The organism is Pseudoalteromonas sp. SG41-1 (assembly GCF_014164575.1).
Lineage (GTDB): Bacteria > Pseudomonadota > Gammaproteobacteria > Enterobacterales > Alteromonadaceae > Pseudoalteromonas > Pseudoalteromonas rhizosphaerae.
Window position 1 is genome coordinate 372688 of sequence record NZ_JACJFL010000001.1, and the last position, 22164, is coordinate 394851.

2 protein-coding genes are annotated in these 22164 nt (G+C 42.3%); both read right to left on the reverse strand.

Going from position 1 to position 22164, the window contains the following annotated elements; translation table 11 throughout:
- Positions 1-24: 24 nt before the first annotated feature.
- Positions 25-12186: a non-ribosomal peptide synthetase gene (locus H5203_RS01595; RefSeq protein ID WP_182819253.1), complete on the reverse strand. Its 12162-nt coding sequence runs from the start codon at positions 12184-12186 to the stop codon at positions 25-27.
- Positions 12186-22163, reverse strand: a complete 9978-nt coding sequence (locus H5203_RS01600) for a non-ribosomal peptide synthetase (protein ID WP_182819254.1) — start codon at positions 22161-22163, stop codon at positions 12186-12188. Before H5203_RS01600 ends, H5203_RS01595 begins: the two co-directional genes overlap by 1 nt.
- Position 22164 lies beyond the last annotated feature (1 nt).

Consider the following 22164-nt stretch of genomic DNA (forward strand, 5'->3'; position numbering starts at 1 on the left):
TGTAGAACATTTTTCACCCACTTGTTAATAAAGTGTATATTTACTTGCAATTTGTTCAACGATTGCAGCAACAAACTGATGCTGTAAGATTGACAGATGATTACCTGTGATCTCTATTGCCGAAAGTTCAGGGTTAACTACTCGCCAGCCCATATCATCAGCAAGCAATTGGCCTGCAAACTCTTTGGTATCGTGTGCTTTTATAACCATAAGCGGCACCTCAAGTAACTCTCTATTTATTTCTACCTTTGCTTGTAACTGCGCTTTATATACGCATTGCAGTGTTAGCAATTGACGAGCACTGAACTGGTAGCCCGCAGCAGCTAAATGCTTACTTAACCACTTTGTTTGTTGTTCATCAGCAAGCGTGCAATATAACTGCTGCTCATCGTCAGTTAAGTTCAATTGAAAAAATTCACTCAGGTTCGCTATTAGTAACGCTGCTATTTGCCTGTCTTGCAGTTCTAGCACAGCTGAATTAGGCATAGGCGTATCAATTACTAGCAGTGAGGCTGGAGCTTTATTGCGCAGTACTAATTGCTGCGCCATTTGATGAATAACAAAGCTTCCAAATGAATGACCAACCAAGTGAATATTAGCGTCTATCCCCTGCTCAATTAATGCGTTGCAGTAATGGTGTGCGGTCAGTGACAATGAATTAATAATATCTGGCTCTAAAGCGATCAGATCTGGCTGCAAACCATAAACAGGAATACGTTGATCTAGTTGATTAACCAATGCTTGATAGATCATCAGTAACCCTCCCGCACCGGCGACTAAAATCACTGGCTGAAACCCTTGTTCACCGGCCTGTAAACAGACTAAAGTTGTAGGCTGAAAATCAGCAGCGTGGCTTTTTTGTAATTGCTCAATTGCCTCAGCTAAAGCGTTTACAGTACGGTGGCGAAATAACATATCAATAGATACCGTTAACTGCATCTGATAGCTCAATTTTGATACCAAGCGCATTGCCAGTAATGAATGACCACCCAGCATAAAGAAATCATCGTTGATCCCCACTTGCTCTATGTTTAACAACTGACTAAATTGTTCAACCAATAATTTATGCAATGGCGTGATCGGCGCACTATATGAAAAGTCATTACGACTACTCAATTGTTGCGCTGTTTTACTAAGCTGTTTTCGATCAATTTTGCCATTATTTGTACAGGGTAAACTGTCAACAAATTGAACATTTTGTGGCACCATATACTCGGGCAACACACCAACTAAAGCACGAATTAGTTGCTCACTGGCTCGCTCTAGCTCACCCACATCAACAAATGCAACTAGCTGCTCATTGCCACTTTTATCTTTACGAACCACTACAGCACAGGCGTTTATTTGTGGCAACGCAAGTAAATGACGTTCTATTTCGGGTAACTCAACACGATAGCCGCGAATTTTAACTTGTTCATCTAAACGCCCTAAGAACATTACTTCTTGGGTATTTGTACAACGCACTTTATCACCCGTTTTATATAACCTAACGCCGCTTTTTGGTTCAATAATAAATGCAGCAGCCGTTTTCTTTACATCGTTAAGGTAACCCCTTGCTAACCCTTTTCCACTGAGGTAAAGCTGCCCACTAACATAATAGGGAACCGCTCTTAAATATTTATCTAGAATGTGTAATTGTAGCCCTGCCACTGGTTGGCCAATCGGTACTTCAGAACCTGTATAATCAGTTACCTCAATTAATGTTGCAGAAATAGTTGCTTCTGTTGGTCCATAAGCATTGATCAAAATAATATTATCACTGTAATAAGCTTGCCATTGCTGCAACATTGCGGCTTGCATTTGCTCTCCACCAATTGTGATAATGCGTAACTGATCGGCAAGTGTTACTGGTGCTGCAGCTAATTGATGCCAATAGGCTGTAGGTAAACTCATTAAGGTCAATTGACTATATTGCGATAGTTTAGCTAAATACTGGGTATCGAGTAATTTTTGTTGATCGGCCATCACTAAAGTTGCACCGCTTAGCAAAGTACAAAAAACCTCCTCTGCAAATACATCAAAGCTGCAACTTGCAAACTGTAAGTAATTATCTTGCGAAGTGATCGCATAATTTTTTTGTAAGCACTGCACATAGTTAATAACACTGTGTTGCTCAACCATAACTCCTTTTGGCACCCCTGTTGTACCTGAGGTATAGATCACATAGCATAAATCATGCGGTGTGTAAGTTACTGTTGGGCTGTAATTAGGTTGTAAAGCAAGTGCCGCAGCACAAGTATGAAGATCGATGTTAAGTGTTGGCGGTAATGCGCCCTGCCAGTCTTGTTCGCACGTTAGCAATACTGCAAGCTCTGCATCAGCGGCCATAAACTGCCGCCTTTTTAATGGTAAACTAGGTGCAATCGGTACATAAGCCGCACCGATCTTTAAACTCGCTAAAATAGCGACAATCAAATCACAACCTGGGCTCAAACAGATCCCTATGGTCAAAGCTCTGTCAGAGCCTAGCGTATGTGTGAGTAAGTAATTAGCCAGTCTGTTAGCGGCTGCATCCAACTCATTATAACTCATTGTTTTAACTGGTAGGTTATTGTCATCATTATAATATTTCAACGCTGTTGACTCACCATAACTTGCTACAATTTGTGTAAATCGTTGTTGTAATGTTGTTGCTATATCCCAGCTTACATCTGCCACTTGATTAGCTGATAAACTAAACTCAGCTACCTTATCTATACCTGTTGTAAATCGATGATCTACTAAATCAATTGCTAAGCTAGACAATGGTTGCTCAGGTGCCATTACAAACGATTGTAATAACTGCTGCAACATAGCCAAGCAATGACTGGCAAGCGGATCATTAAATAGTGCGCTTTGATAACTCAAGGTCAATGAGAGTTGCTCAGCTTGGCCAACAACTAAAGTCATTGGATAATGAGTGAGATCTTTACTGTCATTCGCTAACACCTTAAATGGCATATTTGCAATTTCAGCCAATGGATCTGTCGGGAAATTTTCAAATACATACAAAGCATCAAACAATGGACTGCCATTAGCAATATTACTGTAGTTATGTACTTGGGTTAATGGAGTATGTGCATAATCAGATACAGCTAATAAGCTTTGCTTAACTGACTTTAAATACGCTAACACCGACTGCTCACCCGATGTGGTTAACAACACAGCTTGGGTATTAATGTATAAACCAACCCGTTGCTCAACGTTAGTAAGTTGGCTAGGTCGCCCAGATACTGTTTGCCCAAATAAGGCGTAATCTGAATTGCAACAAACACTCAGCCAGTAACCCCAGGCACCTTGCAGTAAATGATTAACTGTTAAACCCTGTTGACGAGCAAACTCAACCAATTGTGAACCCAATTCAGGCTCAAGCACTAAGGTTTGCTCAGACACCGTGTTGATATCATCGCCTTGCTTGCGCTGCGCAATATGCTCAACCAATAATGTTGCCTGATCTATATTGGCTAGATAACCTTGCCAAAATTGTTGCTCGGTTGTTTTATCTTGTTGCTGTAGATACTTAATATAGTCGCTATAGTTATCTTTTTTTAGAGATAAACCATGCCCTGCAAGGCGAGCCTGATAATGCTGTAATAACTCTGAAAACAATACAGGTAATGACCAGCCATCCATGATCAAATGATGGTATGTCCAAATAAATGCCATTTTTGTATCACTCAGAGCAAGCAAACGTAATCGCATACAAGGCGCCGCAGCTAGATCAATACCTTGTTGATATTCCTGATCTGCAATAGCAGTAATATAGGCTTGCTCATCAAGTATTGATTGTTGTTGCTGCTGCATAATTGCTTCAGTTACCAACTCAACCTGCAATGGTACATGGTATTTATCAACCACGATTTGCACTGGTCCCACTGGGCTTGCTACGAACGCAGTACGTAATATGCTATGTGTATCAAGTAGCTGGTGCCATGCATACTCGAAAGCTTCGATGTCAAATGCCCCCTCAAGTAACAGTGTCGTTTGTTCATAATAAGCACTATGTTGTGATACTTCACCAGTTCGTTGACTGTGAAACCACATACCTTCTTGCAGTGCACTTAGCGGGTAAATATCAACAATGGCTGATTGCTTAAAAGGGGCTAATAAATGCTGTAACTGATGATTTGCCATCGTTGGCAAGAGTGGAAAATCACTTACCGTATGGCGCTTAATGTCGTCTTGTATGCAATGTTCAAGCACCGTCATAATACTTGCTTGATAATGCGTCATTAATGAAGCGACATCGGCTTCAGCTATACGGGCACCATCATACTCCACATGCATCGACAATTGCTCATTGACTATTGCTGCTGTTAATTGCAGACCATAGTAGGCGTGATTATGTTGGCTATGCAAACTGCCCGCGGATTCTGGCGCATCATCTAATAAACCATTATGTTGCAGCGCACTATCTAGCTGGCCTAAATAATTAAAAAATAGATGATTCTCCGTCGTAATAGTCAACGATTGGCGGGTCTTCTCATCTGGATGATAATAACGTAAGGCTCCATATCGACTAGCTTTAGTCGATAAATTGGCTAATTGCTCTTTCATATCACAGATCAAATCGGCAATATTTTGCGTATTGCTAAATAATCGAAATGGATACATAGCAGTAAGCCAGCCAAGCGTTCGAGTACTATCAAGTTGATTATTAAGTAACTCTCGGCCATGTCCTTCAAGGACAATAAGATGATCGTCCAAGTCATAATGCCTAACTGCAGACCATTGTAACGCGGCCAACAGTAGCGTTTGGATACTGGTATTATAAGGTCTATTTGCTGTCGTCAAGAGCTGCTGCGTAGCTGCACATGGGAGTGTTAATGTATGTTGTTGCAGTTGTTTTTTGATTGGCTCTTGCTGCCTTACAAAACGAAAAAAGCTGGGCTTAGTCGCCACAGCAACCAATGCTTGCCAGTGTTTTAAATCATATTCATCTTTACCTTGCGCAATTAAAAATTGACTAATGTCATATAAATTAGCAGTACGAGAAGCAAAACAAATATTCTGCTGTAATTTTGCAGCTGACAACGCTTGGTTAATATCTTCAAGCAAAATGCGCCAAGATACACCATCAATTAATAAGTGATGGGCGATGATCAGCAAGCGGTTATCACTTTGCTGAGCTGGGGTTTTTATATGGCAGATTTGCAACAATGCAGTGCCATCAAAGCGAAAAGCTCCTTGTTGCACTTCACACACTTTCTCTAATGCTTGAGACCAATCATCATTGTGCTCAGCTAGATCAATAAAATGGCAAACGTGATCTGCACTAAGATGCTGTTTTATAAAAAATTGCTTTTGTAGGCCTTTATCATCAACGACTAACCGCAAACTATCATGGTGCGCTAATAAAGCGCATGTTAACTCTTTAATATGTTGCACAGTCACTGTTTTATCAACACTGAGTAAGAGTGACTGGTTCCAATGATCAGCTGCTACAAATTGTTGTTCAAAAAACCAATGTTGAATGGGAAGTAATGGCAATGCGCCTGAAAAGCTTTGCTGTGGCTCAACCTGTTTCCGTTGTGGCTGTTTGTGTACCAATTGCTCAGCTAGCACTGCAACGGTACTAAAGTTAAAAATATCAGCTACTGACAAACTAATATTTTGCGCTCTTGCCCGACTGGCAATTTGAATACTGAGAATTGAGTCCCCTCCCGCCGCAAAAAAATCATCATCAACTTGCAGCATCGGCTGATTTAATACTTGTCGATACAAAGTGAGTAGTAAGCTGCTTAATCCGCTTGCTTGTTGTGCTGCAGGTCCTTGATTTAATTGCTGTGTAACAATTTGTTCGCTTGGTGTGCGTAGGTGTTTATGTAATTGCAGATGATCTATTTTGCCATGTGCCGTCAGGGGAATTTCATCTACGTGAATAAGCTCACTCGGTATCATGTGATCCGGTAACTTAACTTTAAGACTTGCTATACTTTGGCGCTTAAATTGCGCTTGGAGCGAATCACTTATCTGTGGCGTGACAATAAAAGCCAACAGCTGCTTATGGCCTTCAGCCAATTCACTCACGCTAACAACACAATCCGTTACGCCAGCAATAGCACGTAAGTGATACTCAATTTCAGACAGTTCAATACGGTAACCGCGTAATTTAACTTGTGCATCATTGCGGCCAATGTAGGCAATACGACCGTTATTTAATTGCCTAACTAAATCACCAGTTTTATAGGCTCGCAGTTGTTGCTCTGCAACTGTCGTTAAGTAAATAAAACGCTGTGCTGTAAGCTCTGGACGGTTCAAATAGCCTCGCGCTAATCCTGCACCAGCTATATATAATTCACCAATCATGCCAGACACAACCGGCTGCCCCTGCTGATCAACAATTAATAACTTTACATTATCAATCGCATAGCCTATATCTGGAGCCATGCCCAGCTCTTCCGTTGTTTTACCAACCTCAGCCGAGGTGGCAACAACTGAGGTCTCTGTAGGGCCATAATTATTAATAATACAATACGGTTTTGCAGCTGAGGGGCATGTTTTTAACTTGTCGCCGCCAACCAGTAAATAACGCAAAGTAACAGGCGTAAAAGCGTGATCTGCCAACATTATTTCAGCGATTGGGGTGGCTAAAAAGCAATGACTCACATGATGTTCATCAAGTAGTTGCGCTAATTTTTGCGGGTTATCTAAACTTTCTCGCGGCACAATTACCAGCTTTGCTCCGGCGCTTAAATAAGGCCAGATCTCCCAGCTTGCAGCGTCAAACGCGATATTTGCTGTTTGACTGGCAATACTTGATTTATCAACAGCAAATGCGCGTTGATGCCAACGGCATAAATTGCTCAGCCCTTGGTGGGGGATCATTACCCCTTTAGGGTTACCCGTTGTGCCTGATGTATAAATGACATACGCTAATTGCGCCGCCTCTATTTTGGGTAATTGCACTTGACTTAGTGTATTATATGCAAGGTTTAAAGTGTACTTAAATTGCTCATTATCAAGGTAAATAAGCTGGCTGTTCGCACCACAATTATCTTCTAACAGCGCTGCAAATGCAGTGTGAGTGATAAGCCACTGCGCACCACAATCATTAATAATATAAGCAATTCTAGATGCTGGATAATTCGGATCAACAGGAACATAACAGCCACCCGCTCTCATAATCGCTAGCAATGAAACTATTAAGTCAATGCCGCTTTGCATGCTTACAACAACAGGCTGTTCAGCTTGTAAGCCTTGCTGTATCAAGTATTTTGCCAATAATTCACTACGCTGATGAATTTGCTGATAACTCGCAAATTGCCCTGAGGCTGCCTCAATAATGCCAGTGTCAGTTTTAGCATGCTGTTCGGCTACAGCAGTAAATGCATCTATGACGGTTGCAACTGGCTTATTTAGCCGTTGCTCACCTTTGAGCACGCAGTTATGCAGCTGTTTATCTGTCAACATTGTAGCTGACTGTATAGCAACCTGCGGATCGGCTGTGAATGACCTAATTAAAGTGCATAATGCCGTAGCCATGGTTTGAATTGTTTGTGGGGTAAATAACGCCGTGTTATAAGCCCAGCTAAAGCGTAACTCATCGTCATCTTCACTGCATGCCAGCTCAATATCAAATTTTACTTGCGGTGGCTGCTCATCAATCGCTGTAACCTGTATATTAGGTAATTTAAACTGTGTATTTAACCTTGGGTTTAACGAAAATGTAAGCTGAAAAACACTCTGTTGACTCATGCTAGGCGGTAACTGCAAAGCATCAACAATTTTTTCAAATGGCATGGCTTGATGCTGACCAACGGCAACAATTAATTGTTTTTGCTGTGCGAGTAGCCCTTCAAAACACATATCTTCGCGCAATTGACAACGGATCGGCAGTGTATTAATAAAGAATCCAATTAAGGGAGTTAGTTGCGTTTGTGAACGCCCTGAAAATGGCGCACCAATCACAACATCATCACACTGACTATACCTAGCTACAAATGCAGCATAAGCACTATGCAGCCACATAAATAAGCTCACATCAAACTGCTGGCATTGCCTGTGGATCGCCGAAACCGTGGTTTTATCTAGCTGTATTTGATAGCTCGCACCAGCGGACGTAAGCTGTTTAGGACGTATTTTATCCAGCGGTATTTGATGTATCGGTGGGGCATCTTGTAACTGTTGTAACCAAAATGCTTGGTGTTTATCTAACTGCTGCTGGTGTAACTGACTACGCTGCCAATGAGCATAATCCCCGTATTGAATTGATAAAGGTTGCGCAAGCTGTTCAGGCAACCGAGTTTGACTCGTAAAGCTTTGATAAAACGCTTCAAATTCACTCGCTAATATTGCTAAAGAATGTGCATCAGAGGCAATATGATGCATATTTACCCGTAACTTCCAATGCTTTGCATGCAGCTTAACTAAAATAATACGCAGCGGTAACTGGCACCTTAAATCAAAGGCTGCTTGGCTGTCATCGCGCAGCGTTTTTAACCACAGTCGTTGCTGTTGCTCATCGTTAAGTTCACTGGCATCTATGATCTTTAACACCGATGGAAATGTGTCTTGGACCACTTGCTGAGGTAAGTTTGCTTTACCGACTGTGATAAACGTACGCAACACTTCATGACGCTGCACGATAGCGTCACACACGCGTTGAAATGTATCAACATCAAGCAAACCATGCAGTTCAAAATTAGCTGGCATATGATATTGCACGTTTCCCGGCTGCAATTGATCTATGGTCCATAATCGTTGTTGAGCAAAAGATACCGGTAATTGCGTTACTGATTGCACTTTCGGGATAACTGCTGATGCTACAGTGTAATTGGCAGCTTTATTGCGCGCAGCCGCTAACGCGAGTGTGTGGACCTGCGGCGCGTAAAACAGATCAGCTAAAGTAATCGACAACTGAGCGTGTTGCGCTAAGTGACTGACTAATTGGCTAGCTAATAATGAATGCCCACCCAATTCAAAAAAGTGCCCTTGCCTACCCACGTTTGAAACCTTTAATATCGCCTCAAATGCCGCAGCGATTGCTTGTTCGTCATCCGATCCTGGAGGCTCATCTGCAGTTGCTTTAAGCTGTAATTGATCCAGCGCTAAGAGTGCTTTTTTATCAATTTTACCGTTCACCGTTAATGGCATCTGCAGCACGGCAATAACATTCGTTGGCAGCATAAATTCGGGTAATGTGGTGCGTAAAAACTGTTGTACTTCGCTTGTGAGTGCAGCAAATACGGCATCACTTTTGACGATAACAAATGCTGTGATCCGTGGATTAGTCGGCTGTTGAGTATTCAGTAACACTGTTGCGCTACTCAGCTTAGGGTGGCCACGTAACTGGTTTTCTATTTCACCCAGTTCAATACGGTAACCGCGTACTTTAACTTGGTCGTCAATACGGCCCATATAACTCAATTCGCCAGTTGCTAACTGACGTACTAAATCACCCGTTTTATATAGTTTTTTAGCTGCGTTAGCTGAAGAAAATGTATCTGCCACAAAGCGCTCAACGTTGAGCTCATCACGGCGCCAATACCCCCTGCAAACCCCATCCCCACCTACATATAACTCACCAACTGCGCCAACAGGTAGTAACTGACGAAACTTATCCAAAACGTAGCAACTGGTCGTTGGTATTGGCCGACCAATATTGTTTGCACCAGATACCAGATCTGCGTCATGTAAACGCTTGAAAGTCACATGAACCGTTGTTTCAGTAATGCCATACATATTGATCAGTTGGCAGTCGCTAAAGCGTTTTGCCCAAGGTGTCAACTTAACGGGCTGTAATGCTTCGCCACCAAAAATGACGTATCTAATTTTGCTCTGCTGTATACGCTGCGAAGGCTTGGTTAACATTACTGTTTGTAGCGCATAAAAAGCACTGGGGGTTTGATTTAGCACGCTGACGTGTTGATCTAGTAATAAATTTGCAAATGCATCACTGTCTTTTGCGGTATCTGCATCCACAATAACTAAGCGGCCACCAAAAAGTAACGCGCCGTACATTTCCCACACCGAAAAATCAAAACAAAATGAATGAAACAGAGTCCATACATCATGCTCATTAAAATCAAATAAACTCGGCTGTACACACAATAATCGGATCACTTGGCGGTGTTCAATTTGCACGCCTTTAGGCCGTCCAGTAGTGCCAGAGGTGTAAATCATATACGCTAAGTGGGATGGACAAATAGCTAACTCGAGGTTTTGTGTATCACTAATCTGATTAATAGCTGTGTAGATCGCGCAATCATCAATATTTATGCACGTTAAGTTATGCTGCGAAAACAACCCGAGACTACTGTTATCACACAACACTAAGTTACTCTGGACATCGTCTACAATATAACTGATCCGATCGCGAGGATAATTGGGATCAATAGGCACATAAGCAGCGCCAGCTTTTAGCACCGCTAATAACGTCACCACTAAATTAACATTGCGGGTTACGCTCACTGGCAGCATATCTTGCGCTTCAACACCCTGACTTAATAATACTCTGGCGAGTAGATTTGCCCGTTCATTAAGCTGTTTATAAGTGAGTGCTTCGTGCTCATCGACTAGCGCCAACTGGTCAGCAAACCTGATTGCTTGTTGTTCAAATACACTCACTATACTGGCGCTTTGATCCCAACTTGTACTATCCGCTTGCTGCGATGTGGCAGCGTCAGTTAATGCCTGTAGCTGCTGTTCATCAAGCAATGCCAATTTTGATATTTGGGTATCCGGTGCAGCAACAATGTTTGCTAATAATACGGCAAAACTATCTGCCCAGTGAGTAATTGTCGCAAGCTCATAAAGTGCTTCATCAAACTTCCAAGTAACTGTTAAACCTTGGTTGTCGATAACTGCATTAAGCTCCAAATCACATTTTACTGCGCTGTGGTGCTCTCGTGCTTCACTGCGAGCCTCCGCTATTTCAACACCCGGTAACTGAAAGGTTGGTTGCTCATCAACAGTTAGAGTGAAGAAAATTTGTACTAAAGGATGATGACTTAAATCGCGTTGACAATTGAGCCCTTCAACCAGTTTATCAAATGGCATATTGCGATATTCAAACGACTGTAAAATACGTTCTTTTTGTTGCTGCAACCATGCATTAAAAGTTAATTCATCCGGCAATACGGCATGCATCACTAAGGTATTAACAAACAAACCGATTAAATCGTTTAGCTGTGGATGCTCACGGCCCTGAGTTGGCGTGCCGATCAGTACCTGTTCCGTTTGTTTAATACGGCCAATAAATAACATAAAACTACTTAACAACCACATAAATGGTGTGACTGATTGACTCGCCGCATGTTGTTGTATTTTTTCAACTAACGAGCGACTTAACCGTTGCCGATAAACTAAACCAGACTGCTTTTGAACGCTCGATCTAACTTTATCCGTTGGTAGTGATTGCAACGGTTCAAGATCGCCAAGTGTTGTACGCCAATAATTAATTGCTGCTGTAAAGTACTCTGCTGTTAAGGTATTTCGTTGCCACGCAGCGTAATCAGCATATTGAATTGGTAACGAGTCTAATTCGACATTACCTTGCAGTAGTTGCGTATAAATGGTTTGTAATTCTTGAGCAAATATTTGCATTGACGCGCCATCACTAACAATATGATGCATATTAAATGCTAAATAATGTTGCTCATTATCGGATACCAATAGCACCCGTATTAATACATCTCGACTCAAATCAAATGGCTGAGCTTGATGTTGTATCAGCGCAGCTTTTATTTGGCTTTGTCGCTGCGTAACTGGGAATGTTGACGCATCCAGCCACTGAAAAGGCGTCACAAAGGTGTCTGTTACTTGCACATACGGTATACCTTGCGGATCAGTTATAAACTGACTGCGTAATATTTCATGGCGACCAACAATGTGTTTGATTGCCGCGCGTAACAACGGCACATCTATATGGCCTTTTAGAGTAAACTCAGCAGGCATATAATATTGTTGGCTGCCTTGTAACTGCTCAATAAACCATAAGCCTTGTTGAGCAAAGCTCAAAGGCAAACACCTATCTCGCTCAGCGATGGCAATTACGTCCATATTACTTTGCAACGTAACCACTGACTGTTGTTGCTGAAAATAGCGGATAATCGCCGCTTTATGCTCAATGATCCGAGCTTTAAGTTCACTTGGAAAACCGTTACTTTGTTTAAATGCTAAAGCACCTTGTTTTTCATACAAAGTAACACCTGCTCGTAAAGCATCTGCGATTAACTCTTCAATTTCTAGCAGTTGATTTTCCATCACAAAAACATCTCTTCTGAGTTATCATTTTCACTCATGGCGTTATTAGCGGCTTGATGAATGGCGTACCAGCTAGCAATAGCCGCAATTGTCGGCCTTTCAAACAGAACTCTCACTGGAATATCAGCCTGTAACCGCGCCTTGAGCAACGCCATACATTGTGTTGCCAATAATGAATGCCCCCCGAGCGCAAAAAAGTTATCGGTGATGCCAACAGAGTCAACTTGTAACTGCGCAGCAAAAATATCGACCAAGGCAGCTTCTAAGTCATTACGCGGCGGTACATTTTCAGTTGCTACTGCGACTGATTGGCCCCATTGCAGTAGTTGTTTACTGTCAACTTTTGCGTTAGATGTCAGGGGAATAGCGCTTATCGCATACCATTTTGTTGGCACCATATAAGCAGGTAAATAGCTCGCCAGGTAGTTGCTAAGCATAGCCTGTTGCTGTGCGCCTAAGAGTGTTATTTGCTGCTCTTGCCCAAACGCTGTGATCACTGAGCTGTGTGGCGTAAGCACTAAGTAAGCCTCAAGGTTTTCAGTGTCTTTATTTAATATTACACATGCCTCACTAATCTCTTTATGCTGGACTAACTGTGCTGTAATTTCGCCCGGCTCAATGCGATAACCGCGCAACTTAATTTGTTCATCGACTCGTGCACAAAATAGCAGGTGTTCTGGTTGGCCATGTTTATCAAGCAACCAACGCACTTTATCCCCAGTACGATAAAATCGCTGCACAGTTTGCTGATGCCCAAAAGGTAACCACACAAAACTTTGCGCCGTTAAACTCGCTTGATTTAAATACCCTTGAGCAACATTGTCACCGGCAATATAAAGCTCGCCAATGGCACCCATTGCGGTTAATTGCTGATGTTCATCTAATATCACCAACTGACTATCTGCAATCGCCCGACCAATTGGCACTTGGGCCATTTTACGCCGTTCAAGCTCGCTAATTTGCTTAAGCTCGCAATGATAAACACTGCAACCTACCGTCGCTTCAGTTGGGCCGTACTCATTCACCCACTGGCAATTAGGCAAATACTGAGTTAACGATTTGAGCAACTGAGTGGGTAATGCTTCACCACCAATGACAACCACATGTGCAGTTGCTACTGCAGCAGCTGGAGCAAACGCAAGTAAGCCTTGTAAATGTGCAGGAGTAACTTTAAATAAGCAGGCTTGAGAGCTGAATATCTGCTTTGCAAGCTGCTCAAGCATCTGCTCATCATCAGCAAGTAGTGTAATATTGATACCCATTAGTAATGGTGCCCACAACGAAGTGACCGTAGCATCAAATGCCAATGGCGTACTCACCACACTGGTTGTTAACGCAGCTGATAGATACTCACACTGCGCATGTGCTAAGTAACAAGCTAAATTACCATGGCTGATCATCACCCCTTTTGGGGTGCCTGTGGTTCCTGATGTATAAATAATATATGCAAGATCATCCGCCGAATATGACGCAGGCAGTGCACTTTGCGAACCATTGAGTGAGCCATACTGCCAACTGTTTGGCTCATCAAGCAATACACATAATGGCGCAATAAGACTCCCGAGCTCATCCGTTAGATGCTGTTTAGCAAACGCTGACTGTGTGATCAAACACTGTGCTTTACTGTCATCGATAATAAATTGCACTCTGGATACTGGTAATTTTGGATCAATCGGCACATAGGCACTGCCGGTTTTTAAAATCGCTAACATGGCGACCAGCATTTGTGCCGTTGCGCTAACACATAAAGCAACTTTACTTCCGGCGGTTATCCCTTGTTCTTGTAAATAATTGGCTAACAGCTGTGACTGAGTCTGTAATTCAACATAACTCAACACTTCACCATCAGGGCCAACGACCGCATTACGTGTTGGATATTGTTCAGCTTGACGTGCGATTTGCGTGACAAGGTTAAGTGGCTGAGTGTGCCTTGCATAGGGTGGCGAAGATAAGTTAAGCAGCACATTTTCTTTGGTTGCTGACACTACAGGTAATAGCTGCAACTTCATAAGAGGGTCACTTAGTATCGCATCAATCAAGACCTCGAATGCTGCTGCATATTCAGTAATACTACTGGCATTAAATAATGTCTCACTAAAATTCCACTGCAGCTCAATGCCATCGCCTTGCTCAATTGCATTGACCTCTAAATCAAATTTCATTTTTGGTGCTGCGTGTGGCTGCATTTCAATATGTAAACCTGGCAGTGAAAAATCACTCGTTTCATTGTTTTGCAGTGCAAATAAAATTTGAAATAAAGGATGATGTGCTAAGTTTCGCTCAGGCTGCAGTACTTCAACTAATTGTTCAAATGGCACTTGTTGATGTTTAAAAGCATCTAAAATCACCTGTTTTTGCTGCATTAATAACTGCGTGAAGTTTTGCTGTCCTTCACTGCGGGTGCGGATCACTAAGGTATTAACAAAAAAACCAATTAGATTAGCTATTTGTGGCTGTTCACGACCAGCAACTGGAGAGCCAACTAAAATATCCGTCGCTTCACTCAATCGCATCATTAACAAGGAAAAGGTTGTGTGTAACCACATATATAAAGTAACACCGTGTGTGGCACATTGTTGGTGGATAGCTTTAGTCGTTGCAGCGGACAAATGCTGGTTAAAACATTGCCCTTGCAACTGCTGTTGGATTGCTCGAGGCTGCTCTATTGGTAATTGATGAACAAAAGGGGCACCTGTTAACTGAGTACGCCAATAAGAAAGTGATTCATGCAAGGCACTTTCACTGCATACTAAACGCTGCCAATAAGCGAAATCGGCATATTGGATAGCTAATGGTTGCTGTAATAATGCAGGTAAAACAAATCGCGGTTCAGCACTTGCAGCTCGGTAAAAAGCAATAAACTCGCGAACTAAAATTGCCATTGACCAGCCATCGCTTGCAATATGATGCATATTAAAATGCACAAAACTTTGCTCATTGCTAATTTTAGCAACCACCACACGCAGTAAAACGTCGCTTGCCAAATCAAACGCTTTACTACTTGCATGTGACGACAGTAATTGCCATTGGTGATCTTGCTGTTCACGATTAAGCATACTTAAATCGTGCAGCTCAAGTGGGATCTCAAAGTGTTCATTAATACACTGCTCAGGCGCTGAGCCTTGGTCGCGTGTAATAATAACGGTACGCAGCACTTCATGGCGTTCAATAAGTGCATATAACGCGCCCGACAATGCAGTCAGCTCCAACTTCCCCGTAAACACAAAGCTAGCTGGCATATGATATTGCACACTTTCATTATGTACTTGATCAATAAGCCATAATCGTTGCTGTGCATAGGAAAGAGGTAGCGCTTGCTGGCGAGATATTTTCACAATCTCTTGGTGTGACTGAATTTTTTCACAGTTTTGTAATGCTTGCGCTAACGTTGCAATCGTTGGGGTTTTAAATAATTGCGGTAATGTTATGTCGAGCTGCTTACCTTCACGAATCTTACCAATCAAGCGGATCGCTAATAACGAGTGCCCCCCTAAATCAAAAAAATTATCGTCTAAACCAATATGTGTAGTGAGTAAAATCTCACTAAACAGCTGTAACAAATATTGCTGTAATGGTGTTTGCGCGTGCTTGCTGTGTGTTGTGCTAGTTGGCTGTAAACAACTAAGTGCGTCAGCTATCAATGTGGCTTTATCAATCTTGCCGTTTTTCGTCAGTGGCATCACAGTAATAGCATAACAGTGTGCGGGGATCATATACGGCGCTAAGTAATGCGATAAATGCGATTTAATGGTGTTAACGGCTAATGGCTTTTCATGTTGATGGTAAACAATATGTGCCGCTAACGTTTGCTGCTTGCTATCAACCGTCACCGCACAATCAGCCACTTCAGGGAGTTCCAGGATCAGCTGCTCGATCGCGGCTAAATCAACTCGAAAACCGCGCAGCTTGATCTGTTGATCCTTACGTCCACAGTATCTTAAATAACAAGCAGCACCTGTTTCATCAGCTTGCCATAACGCTATGTCGCCTGTTCTATAAAAACGCTTGGTCACTTTTCCACCCTGTTGGCTAGGCAGCTGCAAAGTAATAAAGCTGGTATTATTAAGCTCAGTCTGATTAATGTAACCTGGGCTGACAACAGGTCCTGCAATAAGTAATTCACCACGCATATTCACTGCTGCTGGCTGATCAAATTGGTCAACCACTAACAGCGTTACATTATCGTTAGCTAAACCAATTGGGACATCATTATGACGCAGTAAAACCTCATCACTGGTACTGTGATCAATTACAAAAGTACTTGAACCGACTGTAGTTTCTGTTGGTCCATATTCGTTAATCCAACGACACAGTGGTAACTTTGCACGGATCGCCAACAACAATTCAGTTGTGAGTGCTTCACCACCGATCACCAATGTATGGGTAACATTGCTTACACAATAGTGCTGCGATAATGCCAAAATGGCACGTAAATGAGCTGGCGTGAGCTTAAACAGTTTAGCGTCTGTTGCTGTAAAGAGTAGTTCCGTCAGCTGGGTTAACTGTTCACCCCCTTGCGCAATAATTTCCACCACGCCACCTTGCATCAAGGCTGGATATAACGCCGTGATCGTTGCATCAAACGCCAAAGGCGTACTCAATACGCTGCTACAAAGGGCTGAATTATCGGGCATATAATGCGCAACCGCATGCTGTAAATAAGCCGCTAAATTGGCATGGTTTATCATCACCCCTTTCGGCCGTCCGGTCGAACCAGAAGTATAAATAATGTAACTCAAATCATCATCTTTGACATTGAGGCTGAGTTGTTCATCTGGCTGCTCCACTGGGTAGCCGTCGAAGTTAGAATCGTCATCAAGAAGATCATCAACGAGCAAAAAATCTGCGCCACTGTTGATCAGCGTGTCGGCATTCTCACTCAATGCTAAAATCATCATCAACTCAGCATCTTCAACAATATAACTTAACGTTTTTACTGGTGTATCTTGGTGTATCGGCACGTATACATGACGTGCCTTTAAAATAGCGAGTATCGCCACCACCATAGCGGCACCTGATGGCAGCAAAATAGCAATTCGACTTTGCGCAGCAAAATCCATTTCGAGTAAACAATGCGCAAGCTGATTAGCACGTTGTTCAAGGGCGAGGTAACTATAGGTTTGGCCATTACATCTTACTGCGGGGTGTTGCGGGTGCTGCTTTGCAAAATGCGAAAAACACACATGTAAAGACGATGGTTGGGTATTTTGTATATCAATTGAGTCACTATGAGATAATGCCGCTGCGTGCTGGCTCGGGCTCCACAGTATTAACTCTGCGAGCTTGACGCTTTGATCAGCCAAGCATTGCTGCAACACATAACTAAATTGAGCAAAGAATGTCACTATATTCGCTTGATGCCATAGTGCGGTATCGTATAACCACTCAATTTCTAGCACGTCACCGGTATCTATAACTGAGACTTCTAAGTCAAGTTTAGCGCTACGCACCTTGCTCTGTGAGGCTTTAATTGATAGCCCTGCTAGCTGTAAATTTTCATTTATCGTATTGTTTACTCTAAAGATGACTTGTACTAACGGCGGAATTGCTAAACTGCGTTCGGTGGCTAATTCATCCACTAAGAGATCAAATGGGATCTGTTGATGAAGCAGTGCTTCACTCAACGTTGCTTTTACATCAGCTAATGCTTGGTTAAAGCATGTATCCCCTGACACCTTATTACGTAACACCAGCGTGTTAACAAAGTTGCCAATAATAGGTTCAAGCTCTGCGGCAACTCGCCCTGCAACTGGCGTACCTAGCACACAATCTGATTGCCCAGAAACTCGACTAAACCACAAAGTAAATACAGTTTGTAAGGTTACAAACAAAGTGTCACCTTGGTTTGCAATAAACAATCTTAATTGTTCAGTTAATGCAGGCGACAACACGGTTTTATATAAACCGCCGCCGCTGAGCACATCGTTACCTCGCTCGTACTGTGTAGGTAACTCATGCACTGTAGGTAATTGCGCTAACTGTTGACGCCAGTAGTCAATACTTATTTGCCACTGAGGATCAGCTTGCATACGATGCTGCCAATGTACAAAATCAATATAATTATGCTCTAGAGTTTGCAAATCAGTGGCGTTTGTCATACCAATATGCTGATTATAATTGCTAGCGAGTTCACGGCATATCAAGCCAATAGACCAGCCATCGGCAACAATATGATGAACAGTAACAAGTAACTGATAATGGTGATCGGCTATTTTAATCAAGCTTGCCCGTAACATCAGCTGTGAGGTTAAATCAAATGACTGATTATAATCTTCCACTATCATCTTCTGTAACAGCTGCTGTTGATCTGCTTGTGTGCAAAGGTCTATCTGTTGCAATGAAAAAGCTAAATGGCCGTTAAAATATTGGCATGGCTGCGCATCAGCTGTACTTTTATAGTTATAACTTAGGATCGTATGGCGCTTAATGATATCTTTAAATGCCTGCTGCAATGCCGCCACATCAACATCACCGCGCAGCGTAAACACGCCCTGTAAATTATATTGACGGCTGTGTCCTTGCAGCTGATCAACAAACCAAATACGCCGCTGAGAAAATGACAACGGGTGTTCCCCAGCTAAATCAATATGTGTTAATTGCACCTTTGAGCTAGCTTGTTCACTACAGGTTAAATACTGGGCTAACTCCTCAACGGTTGCATGATTGAAGATGTCTTTAAGTGACAATGAAACGCCAAACTGCTGACGAATTTGGTTAAGTAATCTAATTGCTAGTAAGGAATGCCCACCGATTGCAAAAAAGTCATCTTCTAGACCAACCCTAGCAAAGCCTGTTAACTGTGCAAATAACGCCGCTACTTGCTGCTGCATTAGCGTTTTTGGCGCTACAAAAGTATCGCTGCTGCGTACCATTTGTTGTTGTAAGAATTTACGATCAACTTTGCCATTTTCAAGATAAGGTAATTGCTCTTTCAGCACAAAGAAACTGGGGATCATAGGCTCTGGTAATACACACTTTAAGTCCGTTTTGATCCGTTGTTGTAAGGCCTCAGCAGTTAATTGCTGGCCTTCATTAGATGCCACATAGTACGCAACTAAAGTATCTGCAGAAGCAATTTCGCGACAAATCACAGCACTATTTTTAACCACTGATAAAGCCGTTAACTTTGCCTCGATATCAAGTAAGTCAACTCTAAAGCCTCTGATCTTAGGTTGCTTATCTAAACGCCCTAAATATTCCAGCGCACCGTCTTTGCGCAAACGTACATTATCACCAGAGCAATAATAGCGTTGTTGTCCCTTGGTCGTGTTAATCACAACAAAACTTTTCGCAGTCTGATCCGTTGCACGAATATAGCCTGTTGCTAAACTCTCACCACCAATATAAAGCTGTCCAGGCATGCCCATGGCAACGGGCTCGTGGTGTGCATCTAGTATGGCAAGTTCAACATGCGCAAGTGCGCTACCAATAGGATAACTCATCTGCTCAGCAGTTTGATGATCCTCAATTTCATAGGTAGCCACCCCAATGCAGGTTTCTGTCGGCCCATAATGATTGATTAATTTAGCGCTTGGATAGAGCGCCCGAATTTGCGCTACTAATTGCGCTGTTAATGATTCCCCCCCTAACACCCACTGTTGAAGAGGTGCGCGAGGTGCTTGACTCGCAGCAATAGTGGCTAATAGTTCAGCAGCAAAGCTGGGAGTGATCTTTAAAAAGTTAATTGCTTGCTCACTGAACGTATCGACAATCGCAACAGGATCACTTTTTACATGTGGTGAAATTAATACCACAGTGCCGCCACTCGCCCATACCGGGTATATCCCAGTTAAACAAAGATCGGTCGCAAGCCCTGTAACCACAGCTGACTTGGTATCATTATTCAATTCAAGTCGCTTAGTAATACTTTGAACATAGTGCGCTAGTGCAGCATGATTAATTTCAACCCCTTTTGGCGCGCCTGTTGAACCGGAGGTAAATATCACGTACGCGCTGTCATTAAGGTTTAAATTGGGTAAGCCAGTTAAATTAACCGCCGCTTTTGACAGCTGCGCAAAAGGCCATAATGTAATATGTTGCTCATTTAATACCGTAACTGCTTGCTTTTCGAGCGCTGTATCATCAAATGTTACTAAATATTCACAGCCTGCCTGCTGTAAAATTTCCGCAATACGCGCCACTGGAGTGCCTTGCTCAATCGGTAAGTAAGCACGGCCTGTTTGCAATAGTGCAAACATCGTTAATAAGGCATCGATTGAGCGAGATACCAATAATGCAATGGGTGCTGCAGTTGTTTGTTGATGATGAGTTTGCAAAGCTAAAATATGGCTGGCGAGTGCTGCGCTTTGTTGCACTAATTGTTGATAACTCAAACTTCGTGCGGTTTTTCCATGTTGGTCAGCTTCAATACAGGCTGTTTTTTCAGCACTAAGCTCAGCCTGCTTTATCACCTGTACAGGTAATGCAATCACATCACTGCTGACTTTTTCATGATCTTTTTTACGCCCTAACAACTGGCTGGCATAACACGCAGAGGGTAACTCAACGGTTGCAATAGTTTGTGCTGCGTTATTGCCAAGAGATATAACTAACTCATTAAAATCATTGCTCATTTGCTGAATAACATGGTCATCAAATAGCGCACTGCAATAATCAAAACTAATATCTAAGCCCTGCTCTGATTCACTTACATTCAAGGTTAAATCAAATTTTGCAGTACCGTTATCTAATGGCAATAATTTAGCCGACAATGTTGCGGTTTCCACAGTACCGGTATCTACACCGTTATAATTAAACAGTATTTGAAACAATGCTGAATGTGCTGACGATTTAGCTAAGCCAAGTGTTTCGATAATATCTTCAACTGCCACACTTTGATTTGCTAGCCCTTGCGCCACTAACACTTTAGTTTGCGCTATTAATTGTGCAAAAGAGCTCTGCGGTGACACCATTTGTCGCATAGGTAAGGTATTGATAAAACACCCTATAACATTCTCAAATTCGGGCTGTTCACGATTCAATACAGGCACCGCCACCGTAATATCCTGTTTTTGGCTATAGCGCTGTAATAGTACATAAAACACACTTAACAACCCGACAAACCGAGTAGCACTTAATTGCTGACAGCAACTGTCAAACTCACTAACCAGCCGTGTCTCGATAACACTGTGCTGGCTCTTGCCTTGATAGGTTTTTTGTTTATCACGAGGATAACTCGCTGGCAGCTCAAATAACTCCATCCCTGTTAGCGCTTGTTGCCAATAACTTAGCTGCTGTTGATATATAGGTGATTGTTTAAACTGACCTTGCCAATGTACATAATCTAAATACTGTAAAGGTTTACATGCAGCCGCATTATTAACGGTATTATTATTATTTGTCAGTATCGCCAATAATTCTTGCACCAAAAGCCGCACAGACCAACCATCGGCAATAATATGATGCATCGCAATGTATAACCATTTACCTTCACCTGAGTGGCCAATTAACGTTGCACGTATCAGTAAATCATTTTCCAGATCAAAGCGGTAACTTAATTCATCGTGTAATTTTTCAACTATTTGTGTGGGTGTTTCATGCCGTGCTATCTCAAGTGTATTCAATGCTAAGCGCAACTGGCTATTAACTCGCTGCACAACACCTTGATCAGTGTTAAAAAATTGCGTTGTTAATATTTGATGGCGAGCCAACAATTTGTCAAATGCCCGCTGTAGTTCATTTATTGTCAATGAATCTGACAGCTGCAACAGACCACACATATTGTATGCAGTTGACTGCTGTTCATATTGATCAATAAACCAAATACGTTGTTGCGCACTTGATAAATCCCCTTGTTGCTGATGATGACGTTGCATATAGGCAATCAGCTCATCCTTACATGCTTTGATCTTTGCCAGTTCTGGTGCTGGGACTGTCGTTAACTTACTTCGTAACTTTAACCGCCCATCTTGCAAATAAACGAAGATACCTTGTGCGTCCAATTCGGCCAGTAAAGTTTTAATTGCTACATTATCCATG